This is a genomic window from Sphingomonas quercus, assembly GCF_018863195.1.
GTDB lineage: Bacteria > Pseudomonadota > Alphaproteobacteria > Sphingomonadales > Sphingomonadaceae > Solisphingomonas > Solisphingomonas quercus.
On sequence record NZ_JAHKRT010000003.1, the window covers coordinates 1 to 21,513 of the forward strand.

General features: G+C 68.7%; 17 protein-coding genes. 9 read left to right on the forward strand and 8 right to left on the reverse strand.

Translation table 11 applies throughout. The features are described 5' to 3' along the window. Positions 1-289 precede the first annotated feature (289 nt). Positions 290-1,417 carry a CDP-glycerol glycerophosphotransferase family protein gene (locus KOF26_RS05990; RefSeq protein WP_216321808.1) on the reverse strand — a complete coding sequence of 376 codons (1,128 nt, stop codon included), beginning with the start codon at positions 1,415-1,417 and terminating at the stop codon, positions 290-292. A gap of 8 nt (positions 1,418-1,425) precedes the next feature. Beyond that, positions 1,426-2,199 (reverse strand): phosphocholine cytidylyltransferase family protein, encoded by a 774-nt coding sequence (locus KOF26_RS05995; RefSeq protein WP_216321810.1) that lies wholly within the window; start codon positions 2,197-2,199, stop codon positions 1,426-1,428. 197 nt (positions 2,200-2,396) lie between these two features. Here KOF26_RS05995 and KOF26_RS06000 point away from each other — a divergent pair, with 197 nt between their 5' ends. From KOF26_RS06000 to KOF26_RS06010, 3 genes are all read left to right on the forward strand, one after another. Continuing rightward, positions 2,397-2,735 carry a P-II family nitrogen regulator gene (locus tag KOF26_RS06000; RefSeq protein ID WP_216321813.1) on the forward strand — a complete coding sequence of 113 codons (339 nt, stop codon included), beginning with the start codon at positions 2,397-2,399 and terminating at the stop codon, positions 2,733-2,735. A 37-nt stretch (positions 2,736-2,772) separates the two neighbouring features. Then, on the forward strand, positions 2,773-4,185 hold the full coding sequence (gene glnA / locus KOF26_RS06005) for a type I glutamate--ammonia ligase (RefSeq protein ID WP_216321823.1): 1,413 nt from the start codon (positions 2,773-2,775) through the stop codon (positions 4,183-4,185). A gap of 112 nt (positions 4,186-4,297) precedes the next feature. Further along, the gene (locus tag KOF26_RS06010; protein WP_216321824.1) at positions 4,298-5,872 is read left to right on the forward strand and encodes a M28 family metallopeptidase; all 1,575 of its coding nucleotides are present in this window, start codon (positions 4,298-4,300) and stop codon (positions 5,870-5,872) included. 389 nt (positions 5,873-6,261) lie between these two features. Here KOF26_RS06010 and KOF26_RS06015 read toward each other — a convergent pair whose 3' ends face one another. Together KOF26_RS06015 and KOF26_RS06020 are read right to left on the reverse strand one after the other, a co-directional pair. Further along, complete coding sequence (locus tag KOF26_RS06015) at positions 6,262-10,452, reverse strand: translocation/assembly module TamB domain-containing protein (protein ID WP_216321825.1); 4,191 nt, start codon at positions 10,450-10,452, stop codon at positions 6,262-6,264. After that, positions 10,452-12,440 carry an autotransporter assembly complex protein TamA gene (locus tag KOF26_RS06020; protein ID WP_216321826.1) on the reverse strand — a complete coding sequence of 663 codons (1,989 nt, stop codon included), beginning with the start codon at positions 12,438-12,440 and terminating at the stop codon, positions 10,452-10,454. Before KOF26_RS06020 ends, KOF26_RS06015 begins: the two co-directional genes overlap by 1 nt. A gap of 97 nt (positions 12,441-12,537) precedes the next feature. Here KOF26_RS06020 and KOF26_RS06025 point away from each other — a divergent pair, with 97 nt between their 5' ends. Further along, positions 12,538-12,720, forward strand: coding sequence for a hypothetical protein (locus KOF26_RS06025; protein ID WP_216321827.1), 183 nt, complete (start codon positions 12,538-12,540; stop codon positions 12,718-12,720). A 10-nt stretch (positions 12,721-12,730) separates the two neighbouring features. Here KOF26_RS06025 and KOF26_RS06030 read toward each other — a convergent pair whose 3' ends face one another. After that, positions 12,731-13,387, reverse strand: coding sequence for a S24 family peptidase (locus tag KOF26_RS06030; protein ID WP_216321829.1), 657 nt, complete (start codon positions 13,385-13,387; stop codon positions 12,731-12,733). Between the two features lie 86 nt (positions 13,388-13,473). On the opposite strand from KOF26_RS06030, the gene KOF26_RS06035 reads away from it, so the two are divergent. The 5 genes from KOF26_RS06035 to KOF26_RS06055 all read left to right on the forward strand — a co-directional run bounded on the left by KOF26_RS06035 (position 13,474) and on the right by KOF26_RS06055 (position 16,853). Next, positions 13,474-13,662, forward strand: a complete 189-nt coding sequence (locus KOF26_RS06035; RefSeq protein WP_216321832.1) for a hypothetical protein — start codon at positions 13,474-13,476, stop codon at positions 13,660-13,662. Continuing rightward, positions 13,659-13,955 (forward strand): hypothetical protein, encoded by a 297-nt coding sequence (locus KOF26_RS06040; RefSeq protein ID WP_216321835.1) that lies wholly within the window; start codon positions 13,659-13,661, stop codon positions 13,953-13,955. The genes KOF26_RS06035 and KOF26_RS06040 overlap by 4 nt, the downstream gene beginning before the upstream one ends. Before the next feature lie 154 nt (positions 13,956-14,109). After that, positions 14,110-15,117 carry a DNA topoisomerase IB gene (locus KOF26_RS06045; RefSeq protein ID WP_253201187.1) on the forward strand — a complete coding sequence of 336 codons (1,008 nt, stop codon included), beginning with the start codon at positions 14,110-14,112 and terminating at the stop codon, positions 15,115-15,117. A gap of 84 nt (positions 15,118-15,201) precedes the next feature. Continuing rightward, complete coding sequence (locus KOF26_RS06050; protein ID WP_216321841.1) at positions 15,202-15,663, forward strand: MaoC family dehydratase; 462 nt, start codon at positions 15,202-15,204, stop codon at positions 15,661-15,663. A 14-nt stretch (positions 15,664-15,677) separates the two neighbouring features. Then, positions 15,678-16,853 carry an acetyl-CoA C-acyltransferase gene (locus KOF26_RS06055; RefSeq protein WP_216321844.1) on the forward strand — a complete coding sequence of 392 codons (1,176 nt, stop codon included), beginning with the start codon at positions 15,678-15,680 and terminating at the stop codon, positions 16,851-16,853. 174 nt (positions 16,854-17,027) lie between these two features. On the opposite strand, the gene alaS is transcribed toward KOF26_RS06055, so the two are convergent. The 3 genes from alaS to KOF26_RS06070 form a co-directional block, all read right to left on the reverse strand. Beyond that, positions 17,028-19,694 (reverse strand): alanine--tRNA ligase, encoded by a 2,667-nt coding sequence (alaS, locus tag KOF26_RS06060; RefSeq protein ID WP_216321846.1) that lies wholly within the window; start codon positions 19,692-19,694, stop codon positions 17,028-17,030. A gap of 269 nt (positions 19,695-19,963) precedes the next feature. Further along, a complete protein-coding gene (gene recA, locus KOF26_RS06065; protein WP_216321848.1) occupies positions 19,964-21,037 on the reverse strand; it encodes a recombinase RecA in 1,074 nt (357 codons plus the stop codon). Between the two features lie 98 nt (positions 21,038-21,135). Continuing rightward, on the reverse strand, positions 21,136-21,486 hold the full coding sequence (locus KOF26_RS06070) for a response regulator (protein WP_216321850.1): 351 nt from the start codon (positions 21,484-21,486) through the stop codon (positions 21,136-21,138). Positions 21,487-21,513 lie beyond the last annotated feature (27 nt).

The window sequence follows — 21,513 nt, forward strand, 5'->3', positions numbered from 1 at the left end:
ACTACGACCCCGCCAAATACCCGACCTACCTCGACCAGCTCGGCATCAAATACCCCAATCTCGGCACCACCGCCGGCGATTGACCCACGACAACACACGCAGAACCACGCGGGTCGGACGGCGGGGGCTGCGGCCTCGGTCCCACGTCATGCTGAACCCGGTTCAGCATCCACCCGGCGATGAGTTCCGTCGGAGCGGGCCTGACGTGAGCCTGTCGACGGTCAGGGGATGGGTGCCGTCGCGGCGGCGGTCATCGGACGCCCGGATCGCCCAGGTGCGGCCCGTCGGCTCACCCCCGCGCCGCTGCGAGCACCAGCGCCGCGGCGCGCTCGGCCGGCGCATCGCCGATCTCGCCGAGCCGGCTGGCGAAGGCGCGCTGCGCCGCCTCGAAGCGCGGCTGCTGGAGGGGGGCGCTGTCGAGCGCGGCGGAAAGGTCGTCCAGCCGGTCGATCACCTGTCCGTATTCCCAGAAATGATGATCCTCCCGCGCCCGCCAGTCGACGCCGTGACTGTTGAGGAACACGCAAGGCCGCGGGCTGGCGAGGAATTCCACGACCTGGCTGGAAGTGTCGCCGAGATAGAGGTCGGCGGCGCGCATATAGCTGCCGTCGACCATCGCGAAGCTGTGCAGATCGGCATGGACATGGGGCAGATCGGCGAGGCCCGCAAACAGCGCGACGATGGCCGGATCCTTCTCCGCCAGCCGCTGGTGCGGCGCGAGGATCACGTTCCAGCGATCCTGCGCGGCGAGCATCGCCACCACCTCGCGCCCCCAGTTCCACCAGGAGGAACGATGGCGCTGCCAGTGCGGCGCATAGACGAGGGTCGGCCGCGCGGTCGCGAACAGGCGGCGCGGATCGGTGCCGTGGCGGAAGCCCGACTTCACATAGCCGACCGGGTGGATGCGCGCGCCGTCGTGTCCGGCCTGGACGAGCAGCGCCTTCTCGATCTCACTCGGCACGATCAGCAGCTTCGCTGCATCGCGCCTTTTGTCGCCGCGCACCGCCACCGGGCCGGCGCCATGCTGGGTCATGATAAAGTCGAGCGGCAGGAACGGCAGCGCGCGCGGCAACCACAGGCTGGTCCGCTCCGCACACACCACCACCGCGGCGCGCAGCAGATGCGGCAGCAGGCCCGCCAGCATCGGCAGCTTGGGCGGCAGCGGCGGATTTTCGCCATGGAGAAGCTCGGGATGGCGGCGATAGCCGGGGGCGCGGCGGATGCGGACCTGCCCCGTCCCCATCCCGGCCAGCCAGCCGCCGATCAGCGCCTCGTGCACCGACGTCGACACCCAGATGTCGATATCCACATCCGGCGCCATCGTCGCCAGCCGCTCGGCGATCGGCCAGAGATGGGGCACCAGCAGGGTTTCGCCGAGGAAGAGAAAGGCGACCTTAGGCCGCCGGCCCGAACGCATGACCGCCCTCAGAGCGCGATCGCGTGGGCATCCACCGGCGCCGCCGGCGAAGCCGAGTCGACCAGCCAGCGGGCCATATCCTCCGGCCGGTCGATCTCGTTCCAGAGGCCGCCGGCGAAGGGCACCGCATGCACGACACGGTCCCGCGCCAGCCGATCGACGACCGCGTGATGGAAACTCTGCGCGCCCTCGACCTCGCGCAGCACCCGCTCGAGCATCGGCAGATAGCCGGCGCCGTCGGCGGCATTGGCGGCGATAAAGCCGAGCGAGCGATGCCGCGCCATCGTCGCCGGCAGATCCTTGGCCACCGCCAGCACCCGGTCCTCCTCGACCCGGACCAGCATGTCGTCCAGCGCCGGCGCCGCCACCGGTTCGACGAACAGGTTCAGCCCTTCCGCCAGCCGCGACAGCCCGTCGGCGATGAGCGCCGGATCATAGATGGTGTCGCCGTTCAGCAGGCAGAACGGGCCGGAGAGCCGCCCCCGCGCCGCCCAGACGCTGCCGATCGAGCTGGAGATGGCATAGAAGGGGTTGAACACCAGCTCGGGCCGCTCGGCGGCGTTCCAGCGCTCGCCGAGATAAGCCTCCAGCCGATCGATCCGATAGCCGCCGACGACGGTGATCGCCTCGATCCCGGCGGCGCGCAACGCGCTCACCTGATGATCGAGGATCGTCCGGCCGCCGACCTCGATAAGGCATTTCGGGCGGTCGGCAGTGAGCGGCAGCAGGCGCGAGCCGAGGCCCGCGCAGAGCAGGACCGCATGAAGGCGTGGCGACGTCATCAAATTCATCTACCCATGGATTACGGCGACCGTGCGGCAAACGCTCCTGCCCAAGAATCGGGCAATCGACGAAGTTCTGCCCGTTAATGTGGCACCGCAACAAATATATGTGGGCACCCGTCCCCCGTCGCTTGCGATTCGCCGACTGGCACGCTTATTGAAAGCCATGTCCCGAGCGTTCGGGGAGGGAGCGCGAGATGAAGAAGATCGAAGCCATCATCAAGCCGTTCAAGCTCGATGAGGTGAAGGAAGCGCTGCACGATGTCGGCGTATCCGGCATCACCGTCACCGAGGCCAAGGGGTTTGGCCGCCAGAAGGGCCATACCGAGCTCTATCGCGGCGCCGAATATGTCGTCGACTTCCTGCCCAAGGTGAAGCTCGAGGTGGTGGTGGACGACGCGATGGCCGAGCGGGTGGTCGAGGCCATCCAGCAGGCCGCGCAGACCGGCCGTATCGGCGACGGCAAGATCTTCATCCTGCCCGTATCGGGCGCCATCCGTATCCGCACCGGCGAACGCGACGCCGACGCGATCTGATTCGAAGAGCTAAGGTTTAAGGAGCGAGGGACAGATTATGGCCAACACGGCTGCAGACGTTCTGAAGATGATCGAGGACAAGGAGATCGAGTGGGTCGACCTCCGCTTCACCGACCCCAAGGGCAAGTGGCAGCATTTGACCATGTCCAAGGTCGTGATCGGCGAGGACGAGCTGACGGACGGCTTCATGTTCGACGGCTCCTCGATCGAGGGCTGGAAGGCGATCAACGAATCCGACATGATCCTGAAGCCGGATCTCGATGCGGTGTGGATCGACCCGTTCTCGGCGACGCCGATGCTGATCCTGGTCTGCGACATCGTCGAGCCGGGCACCGGCGAGCTCTACAGCCGCGATCCGCGTTCCACCGCCAAGCGCGCCGAGGCCTTCCTGAAGTCCACCGGTCTTGGCGACACCGTCTATGTCGGCCCCGAGGCCGAGTTCTTCATGTTCGACGATGTGCGCTTCGAGAACACCTATTCCTCGAGCTCCTACAAGATCGACGACATCGAGCTGCCCGGCAACACCAACCGCGAATATGAGGGTGGCAATATGGGCCACCGTCCGCGCGCCAAGGGCGGCTATTTCCCGGTGGCGCCGGTCGATTCGGCTGTCGACATCCGCGGCGAGATGGTGTCGACCATGCTCGAAATGGGCCTGCCGATGGACAAGCACCACCATGAGGTGGCCGCCGCCCAGCACGAGCTCGGCCTGACCTTCGGCACGCTGGTCACCACCGCCGACCGCATGCAGATCTACAAATATGTGGTTCACCAGGTCGCCCATGCCTATGGCAAGACGGCGACGTTCATGCCGAAGCCGATCAAGGAAGATAATGGCTCGGGCATGCACACCCACATCTCGATCTGGAAGGGCGGCACGCCGCTGTTCGCAGGCGACGGCTATGCCGGCCTGTCGGACATGTGCCTCTATTTCATCGGCGGCGTGATCAAGCACGCCAAGGCGCTCAACGCCTTCACCAACCCGACCACCAACAGCTACAAGCGTCTGGTGCCGGGCTATGAGGCGCCGGTGCTGCTGGCCTATTCCAGCCGCAACCGCTCGGCCTCCTGCCGCATCCCGTACGGCACGGGCGCCAAGGCGAAGCGCGTCGAGTTCCGCTTCCCGGACGCGATGGCCAACCCCTATCTCTGCTACGCCGCGCTGCTGATGGCCGGCCTCGACGGCATCGAGAACAAGATCCACCCCGGCGAGGCGATGGACAAGAACCTCTATGATCTGCCGCCCGAGGAGTTGTCGCAGGTTCCGACCGTGTGCGGCTCGCTCCGCGAGGCGCTCGACGCGATCAATGCCGACCACGACTTCCTGCTGAAGGGCGACGTGTTCTCGAAGGATCAGATCGAGGCCTATGTCGAGCTGAAGTGGGCGGAAGTGGCCCGCTGGGAGATGACGCCCAGCCCGGTCGAGTACGACATGTACTATTCCGCCTGATCCTTCCGGACAGGATGACGAAAAGGAGGCGCGCCGGGCAACCGGCGCGCCTCTTTCGTTTACGCGCGGTTGCAGGCATCAGTGGCGGATTCGATCGACCGGAGACCCGCGGATGAAGCCCATATCCCTCGCCGCCGCCCTGCTGATCAGCGCCGCCCCGGCGCTCGCCCAGACGCAAGGCGAGATATGGTGGAAGCATGTCGAAATCCTCGCCACCGACGATATGCAAGGCCGGCTCACCGGCTCGCCCGGACATGCCCGCGCCGTGGCCTATGTCGCCGATCGCTTCCGTGCCTTCGGTCTCCAGCCCGCCGGGGTGGACGGCTATATCCAGCCGGTGGCGCTGGAGCAGCAGCGCGTCGTCGCCGCAGGCTCCCGGGCCGCCTTGGTCGCTGACGGGGCGTCCACCCCGCTCACCGTCGGTCGCGACATCATCATCGGCGCCGGCGGCGGTCCGCGCCCCGCGAGCATCGAGGCCCCGCTGGTCTTCGCCGGATACGGCCTGCATCTGCCCGAGGCCGGACATGATGATTTTGCCGGGCTCGACATCCGCGGCAAGGTGGTGGTGGTGATCAGCGGCGGGCCGCAGACCATCTCCGGCGCGCTCAAATCCCATGCGCGGCGCGAGCGGGCCGCCTATGTCGCCTCGCAAGGCGGCCTGGGCATCATCGACCTCACCACACCCAAGGCGATCGAAATCCCGTGGGCCCGCCAGATGCTGCTCTCCAGCCAGCCGGGCATGTATCTCGCCGACCCGGCGCTGCGCGATTCGGCGCGGCCGCTATTCGACGCGCGCGTCGATCCCGCCCAGGCGGAAAAGCTGTTCACCCGCTCCGGCCACAGCTTCGCGGAGATGGCGGCGCTGGCCGATGCCTCCGCCGCGGTTCCTGGCTTCGCGCTCAACCAGTCGATCCGCGCAGCGATCAGCGCGGAACGCGCGCCGGTCCATTCCGCCAATGTCGTCGGCCGCCTGCCCGGCAGCGACCCGAAGCTGGCGGCCGAGAACGTCATCGTCTCCGCCCATGTCGACGGACTCGGCGTCGGCGAGCCGATCAACGGCGATCGCATCTATAACGGCGCGATCGACAACGCCTCGGGCGTCGCGTCGCTGCTCGAGATCGCGCGTCGCTTCCAGGCGGACAAGGCGCGGCCGAAGCGCTCGATCCTGTTCGTGGTGGTGACGGCGGAGGAGAAGGGCCTGCTCGGCTCGCGCTATTTCGCGGCGCGGCCGACAGTGCCCAAGGCCTCGCTGGTCGCCGACGTCAACTATGACATGGCGCTGCCGCTATGGCCGCTGACCAGCGTGCTGATGCACGGCGCGGGCGAGAGCAGCCTCGGCACGCTCGCCGCGAGCGTCGGACAGGACCATGGTCTGCCGCTCGTCACCGATCCCTTCCCGGACCGCAACGTCTTCGTCCGCTCCGACCAGTACAGCTTCATCCGCGCGGGCATCCCGTCGCTGTTCGTCAAGTTCGGCTTCCGCGCCGGCACGCCGGACGCGGAGACGGAACGTGCCTGGCGCGCCAACCGCTATCACTCCCCGTCGGACGATCCTGCCCAGCCGGTGATGAAGGAAGAGGCGGTGAAGCTTGACCGCTATGTCGGCGACCTGGTGCTTCGCATCGCCGACGCGCCGACGCGGCCGACATGGAATACCGACAGCTTTTTCAAGCGCTTCGCCGACTGACAAGGCGTTTCGGCTCTTGAAATCAGGGCGTTTTTGGGCTACTCGGCGGACGTGACGTTCGTTTGTCTTTGACAGGCAACCGCCTAGGAATTCGGATGCTTGCTCATCCTGAATTCTGAGATTGGAGGCCGGCGCTGGAACGCCGGCCTCCGTCACTCACTTGCCCATTCGGGCGACCTCGATGATTTTCAGCACCAGGGTGGCGAAGGCGATGCAAAGCGTCGCGATCGCCGTGAGCAACTGTGACTTACGTTTATCCTTGATATGCAACCACCTCCTTCGACGGCCTTGATACGCCAGCGCCCGAAAGGCGCGGGTCGTCGCCGTCGAGGGTACCACTGGCGAATCGGGCGGCACCGCGACAACTGCGCACCCGGCCAGTCCGCGCCTCAATAGTCCCGCGAAATCCGTATGTTGGCGCTCTGTCGGCCGATCGTGGAGAGCGTCGAGAGCAACGACAGCCAGCGCGTGATCTGGAACTCGACCCGCGTCGCCGAATAGCCCTGACCGTCCGTGATCAGCTCCACATAGGTGCGTCGCCCGATATATTTGCCGGCCGCCACCGACGTACGCTGCCCGGTGGTCACATCGGCGGGCAGGATGCGCAGCCGGTCGAGCCGCACCGCGCGACGCACCGCGTTGATCGGGTCAAGGCCGAGGCCGTTGCCATTGCTCCGCAGCGAGGCGACGGCGGCGGCCAGCTGCACCGCCTCCGGCGCCGACAAATTGGTGATCGACGTGCCGAACAGCAGCCGCGACAGCAGCTCGTCCTCCGGCATCGCCGGCACGCTCTGGAAATCAATCTCTGGCTTGAGGCCCGTCCCGCTCACCCGGATGGTGGCGTTGAGGCCCTGGATATTGGCGAGCGCGACGATGTCGACCACCGGGTCGACCGGCACCGAGCCGGTGAAGCGGATCATGCCGCGATCGAGATCGAAACGGCGACCGGCGAAATCATAGCTGCCGCGCACGAGATCGGCGCGCCCGGTGATCTGCGGATCGTTGACGGTGCCCTTGATGACGAGATTGCTCCGCCATTCGCTGTCCAGGCCGAGGCCGCTGACGGCAAGCCGATTGCGCGCATCCGCCTTGAGGTTCAGCGACCACGGCACGGGGGCCGCCTGTACCTCGGCCTCGTCGGCGGGGCGGTTTACTTCCTTGACGGCGAGGCGCGGCACGGTTGCGGCGGCGGCGCGGCCCAGGCGGAAATGGCCGCGATCGATGCTGACATCGCCGGCGATCGTGCCGCCCAGGCCATCCGACTTGATCGACAGCGGGCCGGTGACGGTGGCGCCGATATCGTCGCGATCGAGCAGCGTCGCCTCGCGCGCGTCCATCTGGATGTCCATGCCGAGACCATTGGCGCGGGCGAGGTCGAACGTGGCGCGGCCGGTGACGCGGCCGTCGCCGCGGGTGCTGCCGGCGAAGCGATCGATGAGCAGCCGCGATCCGGCGAAGCTGCCGCTGGCGACAAGATTGGTGATCACCGTGCCCGACACCGCGCTTTCCAGCCGCGCCGCCGTCGTGCGCAGCGAGCCCTGGATGCGCGGATCGAGCGCCGTCCCGCGCACGTCGGCACCGATCGCCACCGGACCCGACAGGTCGACCGTCTCCACCCCGGTCAGGCGCCAGAGGATGTCGGCCGGCCCCTCATAGCGCAGCTGCGCGAACAGCGGCGCGGCGGTAAGGCGCGAGACGATATCGCCCGCATCCGGCAGCGGCGACAGCCGCGCCTGCGCCCGGCCAATGATCTTGCCGCCATTGGCGACGACGGCGCGGGCGGCAGCGTTGCGCCCCTCCAGCACCGCGGCGAGGCCGAGATCGACCGGCGCCGAGGACAGCACGAGGCCGGAGCGCGTCAGTCCGGAGACACGCAGGTCCATGCGCCCGCGCGGCGCCTCGCCATTGGCGGCCTGCGCATAGCTGACCTTGCCGGAGGCGAGCCCGCCGAGGCCGAGACCCGGAAACCCCATGTCCAGCACCGACAGCGGCATGCGATCGAGGCTCGCCTCGAACCGATTGGCGACCGGCCCGAACCGTCCGGAGACGCGCGCCGAGCCGCCCGAGAAGCCGAGGCCGGTTTCGGCGAGCAGCCAGCCGTCGCCGTCGCGGGAGAGACGGGCCGGACTGGTGAGGTTGATCGGCCGGCCGTCCACCGTGCCTCCCCCGGTCACCGTCACCGCGTCCCGCTCCAGCCGGGCGCTGGTCTCCAGCGCGAAGGCGCGGCCGCGCGATCCGGCGAGCGCCGCCTTCACCTCGCCCTCCCCCGCGCGCAGCCGCGCGGTGGCGTCGAGCCGGGCCAGCGAGATCGCCCCCCGCCGCATGCCCTGACCGACGACGTGGCCGTCCAACGCCGTGCCGGCAGGGTCGAGCAGGATCACGCCGTCCAGCGCGCCACGCCGCACCGACAGGTTGGCGACCCCGCCGAGCTGGGCGTCGTCCGCCTTGAGGTGGGCCTCGATTCGCTGAATCTGGCCGGCCGGCGCGAACAGCAATTGTCCGGATAGCCCACCGCCCCCAACCTGCAGGGCGCCGTTGAAGCCCCCCGGATCGGAACGCAGCGCGCCGGCGGCGCGCGTGCCGCTGACCTCGAGTTGCGCGACCTGAACCGTCGCGGGTGCCCCCTGCGGCATCAGGATCGCGCCCCGCCCGCGGAACGGCCCCAGGGTCGAGCCGCCGGCCGCCGTCCAGTCATAGCCCTGCGCGTTCGGATCGAGATCGAGCCGCACCGCCGACAGCCCTAGCGCCCGGGCCGGCGCGGCGAGCAGCAGGTTGAGCTTCGGCCGCGAGATGTCGCCGTCGAGCGCCAGGGTGAAGGCGCCATAGGTTGCCTGGTTGCCGCTGCCGTTGAACTGGAACCGGCCGTCGCGCTGTCGGAGCCCGTCGCCGCCGATGCGGATCGACGGCGCGGTGAGCACGAGGTTGCTGAACCGGATCACCCCGTCGGCACCGCGCACCAGCTCGGTGTCCAGCTCCGGCAAGCCGCCGGCCAGCCCGGCGAGAAAGGCGTTGTCGAACCGCCGCACCCATGCCCGCCCCCGGCCGCTCACCACCGTGCCCCGCCCGCCCGCGCCCGGCACGACGCGCAGCTCGCTCAGCACGTCGACAATGCCGAGGCCGGGGATGAGATAACGGTTGAGGCCGCCAGACAGGCTGACCCGATATTCGCCGGTGACGAGATCGACGAGCAGGGCGAGCTTGGTGTTGAGCTTGTCAGAGCGGACGTCCAGCCCCTCGCCGGTGAGCAGCTTGTCGGTCACCTTGAGCGTGCCGGCAACGCGCAGATTGGCGAGGATGCCGCCGGCCACGTCGCCGACGCCGGTAACGCGGGCGGCGGTCAGCACGATCGGCACCGCGATCGGCAGCCGCGACAGCTGGCCCGAGCCCGTGGCGTGGACGAGTTCGAAGCCGGTCTGGTCGAAGGCGATGCGCGGCGCGGCGAGATGATAGGTGAAGCGCGCGGTGCGGAATGGACCGTCCAGCCTGATCGTGCCGCCGATGATGCCGCGCCCGGACATGTTCGGGAACAGCGCCTCGGGCTTGAGCAGCTTCACGTCGATATCGAGGCGCCGGAAGGCGGAGGCGGCGAGATCGACGCCGCCGCGCATCGCCAGGTCCAGCGCGCCCGAACGCAGCGACAGCCGGCCGTCGAGCCGGCGGTCGACCAGCGTCGCCGACCCGTTCACCGCCACGCGCGGCGAGGTCAGCCGCTGCTTCTTGCCCTGGGTCAGCGGCGCCGGCTCCGCCATGCCGTTCAAGCCGTAGCGGCCGGCGTCGGCGGTGAGAGCGAGGTCGGCGGTGCGCCGGCCCGACACGTCCAGCGCCGCATGTCCGCGCCAGCGCGTCCATGACCCGTCGCCTCCCACCTTCATCGCGATCGGCCGCCTCGTGCCGAGCAGCCCGCCGATCGTGCCGCCGGCCGGCGCGTCGAGGGCGGCATCGACATCGAAGCGATCCCGGTCCGGTGCCGCGTCGAGCAATACGTGCAGCCGGTCCCCGCCCGCCGCTTGCGCCGCCGCATCGATCAGCGCGCGGCCATTGCGGATGTCGGCCCGCCCGACCAGCCGGGCGAGGCGCCGCTCCTTGCCCGCCAGCCCCGGTTCCAGCCGGATGCGCGCGTCGAGGCTGCCGATATGGACGTCGAATCCGGGCAGGATCGGGCCCTGTCGTCCGGTCGGGCGGAGGTGCGGCCCCCGATGGAGGATGATCAGCCCGGCACGCAGCGAACGGATGTCGAGCCGATTATGCCACCAGGCGGTCGGCCGCCAGTCGAGCGCGATCTCCGGGGCCTCCAGCCACAGGCCTTGGGGGTCGTAGAGGCGCACGTCGCGCAGCCGCGCTGCGCCCCATAGCGATCCGTCGATCCGCCCGACGCGGATGCGCAGGCCCGTCGCCGGGCGCAACGCGCCGATGCGATCGGCGACGAAACGGTGCCCGGGGGTGGTGTCGATCCCCCACAGGGCGAGCAGCGCCGCCGTCGCCAAGCCGAGCACGCCCAGGCCGACCCAGCGCGACAGCCTGCGCCACCACCGCCGACGGCGCTGCGGCGGGAACGGCGGGGGTGCCTCCTCCTCGTCCATCAGAAAGCCTGGCCGAGCGAGACGTAGACGGCGAGCCGCGGGTCGCCGCGCTGCGGATTGATCGGCGTGCCGAGATCGACGCGGATCGGCCCGAAGCTGGTGTAATAGCGCGCGCCAAGCCCGGCGCCGTAGCGCAGGCCGGTGAAGCGCGGCAGCGCGCTGGTATAGAGATTGCCGGCATCGAGGAACGGCACCACCCCGAAATCGCCGAAGCGGATCCGCGTCTCCAGCGAGAATTCGTTGAGGCTGCGCCCGCCGACCGGATCGTTGTTGCCGTCGCGCGGGCCGACATCCTGATAGCCATAGCCGCGCACCGAGCCGCCGCCGCCGACATAGAAGCGCCGCGACGGCGCGATATCGTCGCGCCCCGTCCCGAGGATCGAGCCGAAGCGGAAACGGCCGGCAAACACCACCCGGTCCCCCCACGGCAGATAGGCGCTGCCGTCGATCTGGGTGCGCCCATAGGTGAACGGCTTGCCGCGAAGCGACACCTCGGGCGAGAAACGGCCCGAAAGCCGATAGCCCCGGCTGGGATTGAGCAAATCGTCGGTGCCGTCATAGGCAAGGCCGGTCGGCGCTGCGGCGATGAAATAGGTGCGTCGCCGGGGCAGGCCGGTCGACAGCAGCACGTCGCGTTCGTCGGACGCGATCAGCTCGCCGCCGAACGTCCATGTCCATTTCTTCTGCCAGATGATGTTGGTCTGGCGCTCCAGATTGGCGCTGAGCGTGAAAGTCCGCGCGTCATAGGCGTCGCGCTGGGTATGGCTGGCGACGATCTGCGCGTTGAGCACCTGGTCGCGCTGGCGGAAATTGCCCTGGCGCAGGGAGGCGCCGATCAGCTGTTCCTGCGTGCCGAGCGCGCCGCGGAAGGTGACGGCGCCTTCCGGCCGGATGAGGTTGCGATGCGTCCAGGAAATTTCGGTGCGCGCGCCTTCGCCGGTGCCGTAGCCGAGTTCGCCAGCGATCGTCCGCCGCGGCGCGCGCTCAAGCCGCACGGCAAGATCCGACACGCCGGGATCGGCGGTGGCGGTCGGCGTCAGCTGCACTGTTGAGACGAGCCCGGTGGCGATCAGTGCGCGCCGCAGATCGTCGATGCGCGCCGCATCCAGCGGCTCGCCCGGCCGCACGCGGGAGATGATCGCGAGATGATCCGGACTGAACAACTGCCGCCCCTCGACCACGAAGCGGCCGAGCCGCTGCACCTCTCCGGGCGCCACCGCCAGTTTCAGCGTCGCGGTGCGGGCGTCGTGATCGACGGTGATGTCCGGATCGGCCACGTTCGCGTAGCTGTAGCCGGCGTGGCCGAGCGCCGTCTTGAGCGCGGTCGCGGCCGTGGTGACGGCGTCGGCGTCCACCGCATCGCCGGCCTTGACCGCGAAGCTCCCACGCACCGGCCCGGGCAGCGCATCGAGGCCGCTGATCGTCACCGCCGAGAAATGATATTGCGGGCCGGGGCGTACCGTCAGCGTCACCACGATCCGGCCGTTTTCGGCGGCGACGGCGGTATCCACCTCGCCGTCATAATAGCCTTCGGCGCGCAACAGCAGGTTCAGCGTCTCGGCGTCCTCGCGCGCGCGGCGATCGATCTGGGCGACGTTGGCCGGCTCGCCCGATTGCAGAACCAGCGCGGACACGGCGTCGAAGCGCTCGCGGAAATGCGCCTCGCCGAGCGCCTCCGTCCCGGCCAGCCGTACCGTATAGCGCTGTTCGCCGGCCTCCTTCGCCGCTGCCGCCGCCTGGCGGCGCACCGTCGTCCGTGCCGCGCCCGGAGCCGGCTGCGCCGCAACCGGCGGTGCCGGCCGCTCAGCCTCGGGCGGGGCGATCGGATCCGGCCATTCAACGCCCAGATCCGGCAGAGGCGCCATCGGCGATGCGGGATCGAGGATCGCGCCCTCGATCAGCGGCGGCTCGGATTGTTGGGCGCGCGCCGTCCCGCTGATCAACAGGTAGAAAACAATGAGCCCGGCAGACGGGCGGGCGCGCGACATGCGGCTTTCCCTAGGGCCGGAACCGGGGAGCGGCAATGGCCGCGATTGACCGTCCCACCCCTTCCACGCCGCGTCGCGTCGTGGCACAGGCGCAATCATGGCTAGCCCTGACGAATCCCCCTCACGCGCGGGCGGCGCGATCCTCGCCCTCTCTGTCATCGCCGGGGCGGTGATCGGCGTCGCCATGCAGCAGCCGACGCTCGGTACGTTGGCGGGCCTGGTCATCGGCATCGCAATCGCGGTGGCAATCTGGCTGCACGATCGCAGCCGCCGGGAATAGGGTTCAGGCCCTAGAGCCGCCGACCGGCCCAAAGCACCCGGCCGACGATCGTCACCGTCTTGGTCGTGCAATCCACCCAGTCGGGGAAGGCGCGATTGTCGCTCTTGATGGTGAAGCGCCGCCCTTGAGGGAAAACGGCGAGCCGCTTCACATTGAGCGCCTCCTCGATGCGCAACACATAGATGCCGTCGCGCAGCCGCTCCTCCGCGTCGCCGAGATCGACGAGGATATCGTCGCCCGGATTGAGCGTCGGTGACATCGACACGCCATCCACCCGGATCAACGACAGGTTGTCGATGCGGCTCGGCCCCAGCTCGCGCAACCAGTCCGGCGGGAAGCCGATCCGCCCGATCGGGCGCTCGCTCGGATTGATCGCGCCGGGTCCGGCGGACGCATGCACGTCAAGCCGCGGAACCAGCACCAGATCGGAATCTCCAGGAAGATTCCTCAGTTCGGTGGCAGGGCCGCCGAGCAGCTCCTCATCCACGCCGAAATAACGGGCCAGCGTCCGCCGGTCGTCCTCGGCCAGCTTCCGCGGCACACCGCGGTGTATAAACTGCTGTATATAGGCCGTATTCCGCCCGAGCATGCGCGACAGCGAGCTATAATCCTCGCCATGGCGATGGATCAGCGCGTCGAGCGTCTCGCGAACATCAAGTCCTTCCATGTCGGATATATGCCATAGGAATTTTCCTAGACAAGTAGGAAAATGCGTCTGAGAACATACCGGGAACACTGACTCGGGAGGCGTTGATGACCCTGCTCAGGCGAATCGAGATTTTCATTGCGACGACGGGCGTGCCCGCGACGCGCATCGGGCGGGAGGCAGTGGGCGATCCACGCCTGGTCCGCGACATCCGCAACGGGCGGCAGATCGGGCCAGCAGTGGCCGCCCGGCTGGATGCCTATCTTTCAACCGAGAGCACAGGAGCCCGTGCATGAGCCGCCCTCGTATTGATCCCGCCGCCGGCGCGGTGATCCGCGCCGTCCGCACCCTGGCCGGGGGCGGCGTCGTCGCCGAGGCGGAAAGCGTGCCGTGGGAGAGCCTTACCTTCCGCGGCGCCCGCCATCGCATCGCGCTGCGCTGCGCCGATGAAGGCATCGCCGCCCGTCTCGCCCGGCTGCTGCCGGAGCATGAATTCGCGCTGGACGGCCATATCGTCGCCGACCTCGCTGACGCCCGGGCGAGCGGCGACATGCTCCGCTTTTCGGCGCTGACGGTGGTGGCGGACTAGCCGTCGCTCGTCATTCGCCCCTTGGGCAGAGGATGGGGCCGTCGACATGCCGGCCCGGGGGGCAAAGGGGGGGCGGACGATGTCCCGCCCCGCCCAAAGGAACGATCGCGCGAAGCATGGCGTTCACGGGGACGGAGCCACCCAGGAGAACGCCTTGCCCGCCCTCTGTTTCGTCGACGATGCAGTGCCCGGCATCACTCGCAGGCGGGCGGGACGCGGCTGGGCCTATTTTGATCCAGACGGAAAGCGCATCACCGATCGTGACGAGATCGACCGGCTGAACCGCGTCGGCCTGCCGCCTGCCTATCAGAATGCCTGGTATTGCCCCGACCCCGCCGGCCACATCCAGGCCACCGCCCGCGACGAGAAGGGCCGCAAGCAATATCGCTATCACCCGGATTTCCGCGCCGCCCAGGATAGCGAGAAGTTCGATCGCTGCGCCGATTTCGGTCGCGCCCTGACCCGTGTCCGCGCCCGTGTCGAGCAGGATCTCGCCGCCCGCGGCCTGCCCAAGCGGGCGGCGGTGGCGGCGGTGGTGCGGTTGCTCGATCTCGGCCGCGTGCGCGTCGGCAATGAGGATTACGCCCGCGCCAACGGCAGCTTTGGGGCGACGACGCTGCGCGGCCGTCACGTCCAGGTGCGCGGCCCGCGCGTGATGCTCCAGTATCGCGGCAAGTCCGGCAAGATGCAACGGCTGACCATCCAGAATCAGCGGCTCGCCCGCATCGTCCGCAAATGCCAGGATCTGCCCGGCCAGCGCCTGTTCCAATATCTGGACGAGCATGGCGAGGCCCGGCCGGTCACCTCGTCCGAGGTTAACGCCTATCTGCGCGAGGCCTCCGGCGCCGATTTCACCGCCAAGCATTTCCGCACCTGGGGCGCCAGCGTCATCGCCTTTGCCGCGCTGGTGGCGGCCGGGCCGGAGGGGCTCGGCCTCAAGGCGATGCTGGAGCCGGTGGCGGCCGCGCTCGGCAACACGCCTGCGATCAGCCGCAAGGCCTATGTCCACCCGGCGCTGATCGAGCTTGCCCGCGCCGGCGGTTTGAAAGGCCAGCCGCGCCTGCGTCTGCCGCGGGCGACCAAATTTCTGTCGCCGGCCGAACGCGGCCTGCTCGCCTTCCTCGACGCGGTCGCCGCCGCGCCGGACAGCAAGGCCGCCTGACGGCAGGGCCGCCGCGCCGCAAGATTGACGTTCGCGTCAACCGGGGCCATCTCTTGCGATGACGAGCAAAGGGAGCGAGCGGGCATGGCAACGACCACCATCGAGGCGATGAAGGCGCTGGCGGCGGGCACCGAGCTTGGCGTGTCGGACTGGCTGACGGTCGATCAGGCGATGATCGACCGCTTCGCCGACGCCACCGACGATCATCAGTTCATTCACGTCAACCCGGACATGGCGAGGATGACGCCCTTCGGCGGGACCATCGCCCACGGCTTCCTCACCCTGTCGCTGCTCACCACGCTTCTCCAGCGCAGCGAGGCCGCGAGCGTGGACGGGGTGCGCATGGCGATCAACTACGGCACCAACAAGGTCCGCTTCCTGACGCCGGTGCGCTCGGGCAGCCGCGTGCGCGGCCGCTTCGTCCACGGCGCTTTCGAGGAGCGCCGTCCGGGCCAGTATCAGCAGACCATCGAAGCCACGGTTGAGATCGAGGGGCAGGACAAGCCCGCGCTCGTCGCCGAATGGCTCTTCCAGCTCTACGCCTGAAAGGAATCTCCCGGATGCGCGACGCCGTCATCGTCTCCACCGCCCGCACAGCCATAGGCCGGGCCTATCGCGGCGCCTTCAACGCCACGCCATCGCCCACCCTCGCCGCTCACGCCATCCGCGCCGCCGTCGAGCGCGCCGGCCTCGATCCGGCGGAAGTGGACGATTGCATCATCGGCGCCGCCCTCCAGCAGGGCGTGCAGGCGACGATCGGCCGCACCGCCGCTCTGCGCGCCGGCCTGCCGGTGACGGTGGCGGGCTATTCGGTCGACCGGCAATGCGCTTCCGGTTTGCAGGCGATCGCCAACGCCGCGCATCAGGTGATCGTCGACCGCATGGACATGATCGTCGCCGGCGGCGTCGAATCCATCTCCATGGTTCAGACGCCGGCCATGCGGCTGGAGCCCGACCCCGAACTCGTGGCCATGCACCGCAACATCTATATGCCGATGCTCCAGACCGCCGAGGTTGTCGCCAAGCGCTACGGCATCGGCCGCGAGCGCGCCGACGCCTATGCCCTCCAATCCCAGCAGCGCACTGCCGCCGCCCAGGCGGCCGGGCGCTTCGATGCCGAGATCGTGCCCGTCACCGCGACGATGAACGTCACCGACAAGGAGACGAAGGCGGTCTCGAAGCAGGAGGTCACGCTCGCAAAGGACGAGGGCAACCGGCCGGAGACGACGCTCGAAGGTTTGGCGGCGTTGCCGCCGGTGATGGGGCCGGACGCCTTCGTCACGGCCGGCAATGCCAGCCAGCTTTCGGATGGCGCCTCGGCCTGTGTGGTGATGGAGGCAGGCATCGCCGCGGCACGCGGGCTGACCCCGCTCGGCCGCTATGTCGGCATGGCGGTGGCCGGCACCGAACCCGACGAGATGGGCATCGGCCCGGTCTTCGCCGTGCCGAAACTGCTCAAGCGCTTCGGCCTCGCCATCGACGATATCGGTCTGTGGGAGCTCAACGAGGCGTTCGCCGTCCAGGTGCTCTACTGCCAGGACGTGCTCGGCATCCCGAACGAACTGATGAACGTGGATGGCGGCGCGATCTCGATCGGCCATCCCTATGGCATGTCCGGTGCGCGGATGACGGGCCATGCGCTGATCGAGGGCAAGCGCCGCGGCGCCCGCCACGTCGTGGTGACGATGTGCATCGGTGGCGGCATGGGCGCCGCCGCCCTGTTCGAGGTGCTGTAGCCGCCGCATTGGGCGGGTGGCCAGCAGGGCGGATGCCGGCATGCGGGCGAGCCCGTCGTCACCCGCAGGCGCGGGAGCCGTCCCGCCTATGATCGCCAGCACGTCGGTCGTCCGGCGGCGTCGGCCAGGGCATTGAAAAAGCCCTCTCCTCCGGGGAGAGGGCTTTCTTTGTCCTTACGCCGTCACTTTCTCCAGCGCGGCGCGCACCGCGGCCACCGCTGCGTCGGCGGCGGCAGCGTCCGGGCCGCCGCCCTGGGCCATGTCCGGACGGCCGCCGCCGCCCTGACCGCCCAGCGCCGCCACTGCGTCGCGCACCAGCGCCACGGCATCGCGCTCGCCGACGAGATCGTCGGTGACGCCGACCGCGACCGAGGCGCGCCCTTCCGTCACCGCGACCAGCACGGCGACGCCGGAACCGAGGCGCTGCTTGGTCTCGTCGACCAATCCGCGCAGGCCCTTGGGATCGAGGCCGTGCAGCACCTGGCCGATGAAGCCGTGGCCGCCGACCTGCTCCGGCGCGGCCGGGTTGCCGGCCGAAACGCCGGCGACGCTGCCGGCCAGCGCCAACGCCTTCTTGGCGTCGGCCAGCTCGCGCTCCAGCCGGCGACGCTCCTCGACGAGGGTGGCGACGCGCGCCGGCACCTCTTCGGGGGCGGCCTTAAGGGCGGCGGCGGCCTCCTTGAGGCGATCTTCGCGGCCGACGAACCACTGCCGCGCCGCCTCGCCGGTCAGTGCCTCGATGCGGCGGACCCCGGAGGAAACGGCGCTTTCCGAGACGATCTTGAACAGCGCGATGTCGCCCAGCGCCGAGACATGGGTGCCGCCGCACAGCTCGACCGAATAGGATTGCTCGCCCGACCGGCCCATCGACAGGACGCGGACCTCGTCGCCATATTTCTCGCCGAACAGCGCCATCGCGCCCGCGGCGACGGCGGCGTCAGGGGTCATCAGGCGTGTGCCGACCGCGCCATTCTCGCGGATATGGCGGTTCACCTCGGCCTCGACCAGCGCCAGCTCGCCGGGGGTGAGCGCCTTGGGATGCGAGAAATCGAAGCGGAACCGGTCGGCCGCGACAAGGCTGCCCTTCTGGGTGACATGGGCGCCGAGATGGCGGCGGAGCGCAGCGTGCAGCAAATGCGTGGCCGAATGATTGGCGCGGACCTGGTTGCGATGCTCGACATCGACCTTCAGGCTGACGGCGTCGCCGACGCGCACCTCGCCGCCCTCGATCACCGCCTTGTGGGCATGCAGCCGGCCGAGCGGCTTGGAAGTGTCCGTCACCTCCGCCTCGAAGCCATTGTCGCCGGTGATGACACCGACATCGCCCATCTGGCCGCCGCTCTCGCCATAGAAGGGCGTCTGGTTGGTGAGGATGACGACCTCGTCGCCGGTGATCGCGGTGTCGACGCGCTGGCCGTCGCGGATCAGCGCGACGACGCGGCCTTCGCCCTCGGTCGAGCTGTAGCCGGTGAACTCGGTGCCGCCCAGTTCCTCGGCGATGTCGAACCAGATCTCGTCCGACGCCTTCTCGCCCGAGCCCTTCCAGGCGGCGCGGGCGGCGGCCTTCTGCTCGGCCATCGCGGCATCGAAGCCGGCGCGGTCGACGCCGTGGCCCTGCGTGCGCAGCGCGTCCTCGGTGAGATCATAGGGGAAGCCGAAGGTGTCATAGAGCTTGAACGCCACCGCGCCCGGCAGCACTGCGCCTTCGCCGAAGCCGGCGGTGGCCTCCTCAAGCAGCTTGAGGCCGTTGGCCAGGGTCTGGCGGAAACGGGTCTCCTCCAGCTTCAGCGTCTCCTCGATCAGCGGCTGGGCGCGGACCAGCTCCGGATAGGCAAGGCCCATCTCCGAGACCAGGGCCGGCACGAGGCGGTGCATCAGGGGTTCGGCGGCGCCGAGCAGGTGGGCGTGGCGCATGGCGCGGCGCATGATGCGGCGGAGCACATAGCCGCGCCCTTCGTTGGCCGGCAGCACGCCGTCGGCGACGAGGAAGCCCGCGGCGCGCAGATGATCGGCGATGACGCGGTGCGACGCCTTGTTGGCGCCGTCCGTCACTGTCCGCGTCAGCTCGCCGGAAGCGGCGATGAGCGCCTTGAACGTGTCGGTGTCGTAATTGTCGTGGACGCCCTGCAGCACGGCTGCGATGCGCTCCAGCCCCATGCCGGTGTCGATCGACGGGCGTGGCAGGGTGACGCGCTCGTCCTTCGTCACCTGCTCATATTGCATGAAGACGAGGTTCCAGATCTCCACGAAGCGATCGCCGTCCTCGTCGGGGCTGCCGGGCGGGCCGCCGGGGATGTGATCGCCATGGTCGAAGAAAATCTCCGAACAGGGCCCGCACGGCCCGGTGTCGCCCATCGCCCAGAAATTGTCGGAGGTGGGGATGCGGATGATGCGGCTCTCCGGCAGGCCGGCGATCTTGCGCCACAGGTCGAAGGCCTCGTCGTCGGTATGATAGACGGTGACCGTCAGCCGCTCGGCGGCGATCCCCCATTCCCTGGTGATCAGGTTCCAGGCGAGGCCGATCGCGCGTTCCTTGAAATAATCGCCGAACGAGAAATTGCCGAGCATCTCGAAGAAGGTGTGATGGCGCGCGGTGTAGCCGACATTGTCGAGGTCGTTATGCTTGCCGCCGGCGCGCACACACTTCTGGGAGGAGGTAGCGGTGGAATAACCGCGCGTTTCCAGGCCGGTGAACACGTTCTTGAACGGCACCATGCCGGCGTTGGTGAACATCAGCGTCGGATCGTTATGCGGCACCAGCGGCGCCGAAGGCACGATCTGATGCCCCTCGCCTCCGAAATAGTCGAGGAAGGAGCGGCGGATGTCGTTGGTCGAGGTCATCTCGCCGACTTAATGGAGGGGGGACACGGACTCAAGCGGCGTGGGGCGTGGGACGGATGCACTCTGCCCGGCGCTTGGTTGCCATGGGTGAGGGTCCAAGTTGACGAAGTCGCCGGACGTGGGCGCCATGGTCGAGCCACATCGAAGCGCAAACCATTTTCGCTGAAATGCGAACCACCGCCCTTCGCTGCGCCTGTCGAGAAGCAGCCACGGCGGGGCAAAGCTCGTCACCCCGAACCTGTTTCAGGGTGACGAGCTTCGCGGGATCTTCAGACGTCGTCCTCGTCGTCCTGACCGACCATCAGCGCTTCGCCGAGGCCCTCGCGCTGCGCGCGGATGGCCTTTTCCAGCCGCGCGGCCAGCTCGGGATTCTCGCGCAGATAGGTCTTGGCGTTCTCTCGGCCCTGGCCGATGCGGATCGAATCATAGGAGAACCACGCGCCGGACTTCTCGACCAGCCCGGCCTTGACGCCGAGATCGAGGATTTCTCCGATCTTGGAGATGCCCTCGCCATACATGATGTCGAATTCGACCTGCTTGAACGGCGGCGCGACCTTGTTCTTCACCACCTTCACGCGCGTCGAGCTGCCGATGATGTCGTCGCGATCCTTGATCTGGCCGGTGCGGCGGATGTCGAGGCGGACGGAGGCGTAGAATTTCAGCGCGTTGCCGCCGGTCGTCGTCTCCGGATTGCCGTACATCACGCCGATCTTCATGCGCAGCTGATTGATGAAGATCACCATGCAGCGCGAGCGGCTGATCGAACCGGTGAGCTTGCGCAGCGATTGCGACATGAGGCGCGCCTGCAGGCCGACATGGCTGTCACCCATCTCGCCCTCGATCTCGGCGCGGGGCACCAGCGCCGCCACCGAATCGACGACCAGCACGTCGATGGCGTTGGACCGGACCAGGGTATCGGTGATTTCCAGGGCCTGCTCGCCGGTATCCGGCTGGGAGACGATCAGCTCGTCGATGTCGACGCCGAGCTTCTTGGCGTAGACCGGATCCAGCGCATGCTCGGCATCGACGAAGGCGGCGGTGCCGCCATTCTTCTGCGCCTCGGCGATGACGTGGAGGGCGAGCGTCGTCTTGCCGGAGCTTTCCGGCCCGTAAATCTCGATAACGCGGCCGCGCGGCAGGCCGCCGACCCCGAGCGCGATGTCGAGGCCGAGCGAGCCGGTGGAGATCGTCTCCACCTGCATCGTCTCCTTGGAGCCGAGGCGCATCGCTGAGCCCTTGCCGAACGCGCGATCGATCTGCGCCAGCGCCGCGTCGAGCGCCTTCTGCCTGTCGGTGCTTGCCATTTTCTCGACCAAATCGACTACCTTGGGACTTGCCGCCATGTGGGAGCTCCCTGCCTAGATGGGCCCGAGCGCCGCATCAACAGGGGCTTTTTGTATCAGCTTTGTTCCGCCAGAACAAGAGAGGAACGATACCGGCCTTAAACGGCCCCCACGACGCGCTCGACATCGCCGCCGGTGAACGGCTTGGACAGCACCGGCGCGTTGCGGTGCGCCTCCGGCGGGACGTCGGCGCTGCCGCCGCTCGCGAGCACGAACGGGATGCCGGCGCCCGACAGCGCATCCGCCACCGGCCAGCATGATTCGCCGTCGCGGAGATGCACGTCGAGCACGGCATAGTCGAAGCCGCCCTCGGCCACCCTGACCAGCGCGTCGCCGACATTGTCGACGCTGCCGACGACCTCATGGCCGAGCGTGGCGAGCAGGTCCTCGAGCATCATCGCGATGAGTGGCTCGTCCTCGACGAGCAGAATTCTGCGAGCGGCCCCCATGGTGGCCCGTGCATAGGGCGGGGGCGG

Bases quoted from the DNA above. Each gene is read 5' to 3' on its own strand.
- KOF26_RS05990 (WP_216321808.1), bottom strand. From the start codon at position 1,417: ATGCGTTCGGGCCGGCGGCCTAAGGTCGCCTTTCTCTTCCTCGGCGAA.
- KOF26_RS05995 (WP_216321810.1), bottom strand. From the start codon at position 2,199: ATGACGTCGCCACGCCTTCATGCGGTCCTGCTCTGCGCGGGCCTCGGC.
- KOF26_RS06000 (WP_216321813.1), top strand. From the start codon at position 2,397: ATGAAGAAGATCGAAGCCATCATCAAGCCGTTCAAGCTCGATGAGGTG.
- glnA (WP_216321823.1), top strand. From the start codon at position 2,773: ATGGCCAACACGGCTGCAGACGTTCTGAAGATGATCGAGGACAAGGAG.
- KOF26_RS06010 (WP_216321824.1), top strand. From the start codon at position 4,298: ATGAAGCCCATATCCCTCGCCGCCGCCCTGCTGATCAGCGCCGCCCCG.
- KOF26_RS06015 (WP_216321825.1), bottom strand. From the start codon at position 10,452: ATGGACGAGGAGGAGGCACCCCCGCCGTTCCCGCCGCAGCGCCGTCGG.
- KOF26_RS06020 (WP_216321826.1), bottom strand. From the start codon at position 12,440: ATGTCGCGCGCCCGCCCGTCTGCCGGGCTCATTGTTTTCTACCTGTTG.
- KOF26_RS06025 (WP_216321827.1), top strand. From the start codon at position 12,538: ATGGCTAGCCCTGACGAATCCCCCTCACGCGCGGGCGGCGCGATCCTC.
- KOF26_RS06030 (WP_216321829.1), bottom strand. From the start codon at position 13,387: ATGGAAGGACTTGATGTTCGCGAGACGCTCGACGCGCTGATCCATCGC.
- KOF26_RS06035 (WP_216321832.1), top strand. From the start codon at position 13,474: ATGACCCTGCTCAGGCGAATCGAGATTTTCATTGCGACGACGGGCGTG.
- KOF26_RS06040 (WP_216321835.1), top strand. From the start codon at position 13,659: ATGAGCCGCCCTCGTATTGATCCCGCCGCCGGCGCGGTGATCCGCGCC.
- KOF26_RS06050 (WP_216321841.1), top strand. From the start codon at position 15,202: ATGGCAACGACCACCATCGAGGCGATGAAGGCGCTGGCGGCGGGCACC.
- KOF26_RS06055 (WP_216321844.1), top strand. From the start codon at position 15,678: ATGCGCGACGCCGTCATCGTCTCCACCGCCCGCACAGCCATAGGCCGG.
- alaS (WP_216321846.1), bottom strand. From the start codon at position 19,694: ATGACCTCGACCAACGACATCCGCCGCTCCTTCCTCGACTATTTCGGA.
- recA (WP_216321848.1), bottom strand. From the start codon at position 21,037: ATGGCGGCAAGTCCCAAGGTAGTCGATTTGGTCGAGAAAATGGCAAGC.
- KOF26_RS06070 (WP_216321850.1), bottom strand. From the start codon at position 21,486: ATGGGGGCCGCTCGCAGAATTCTGCTCGTCGAGGACGAGCCACTCATC.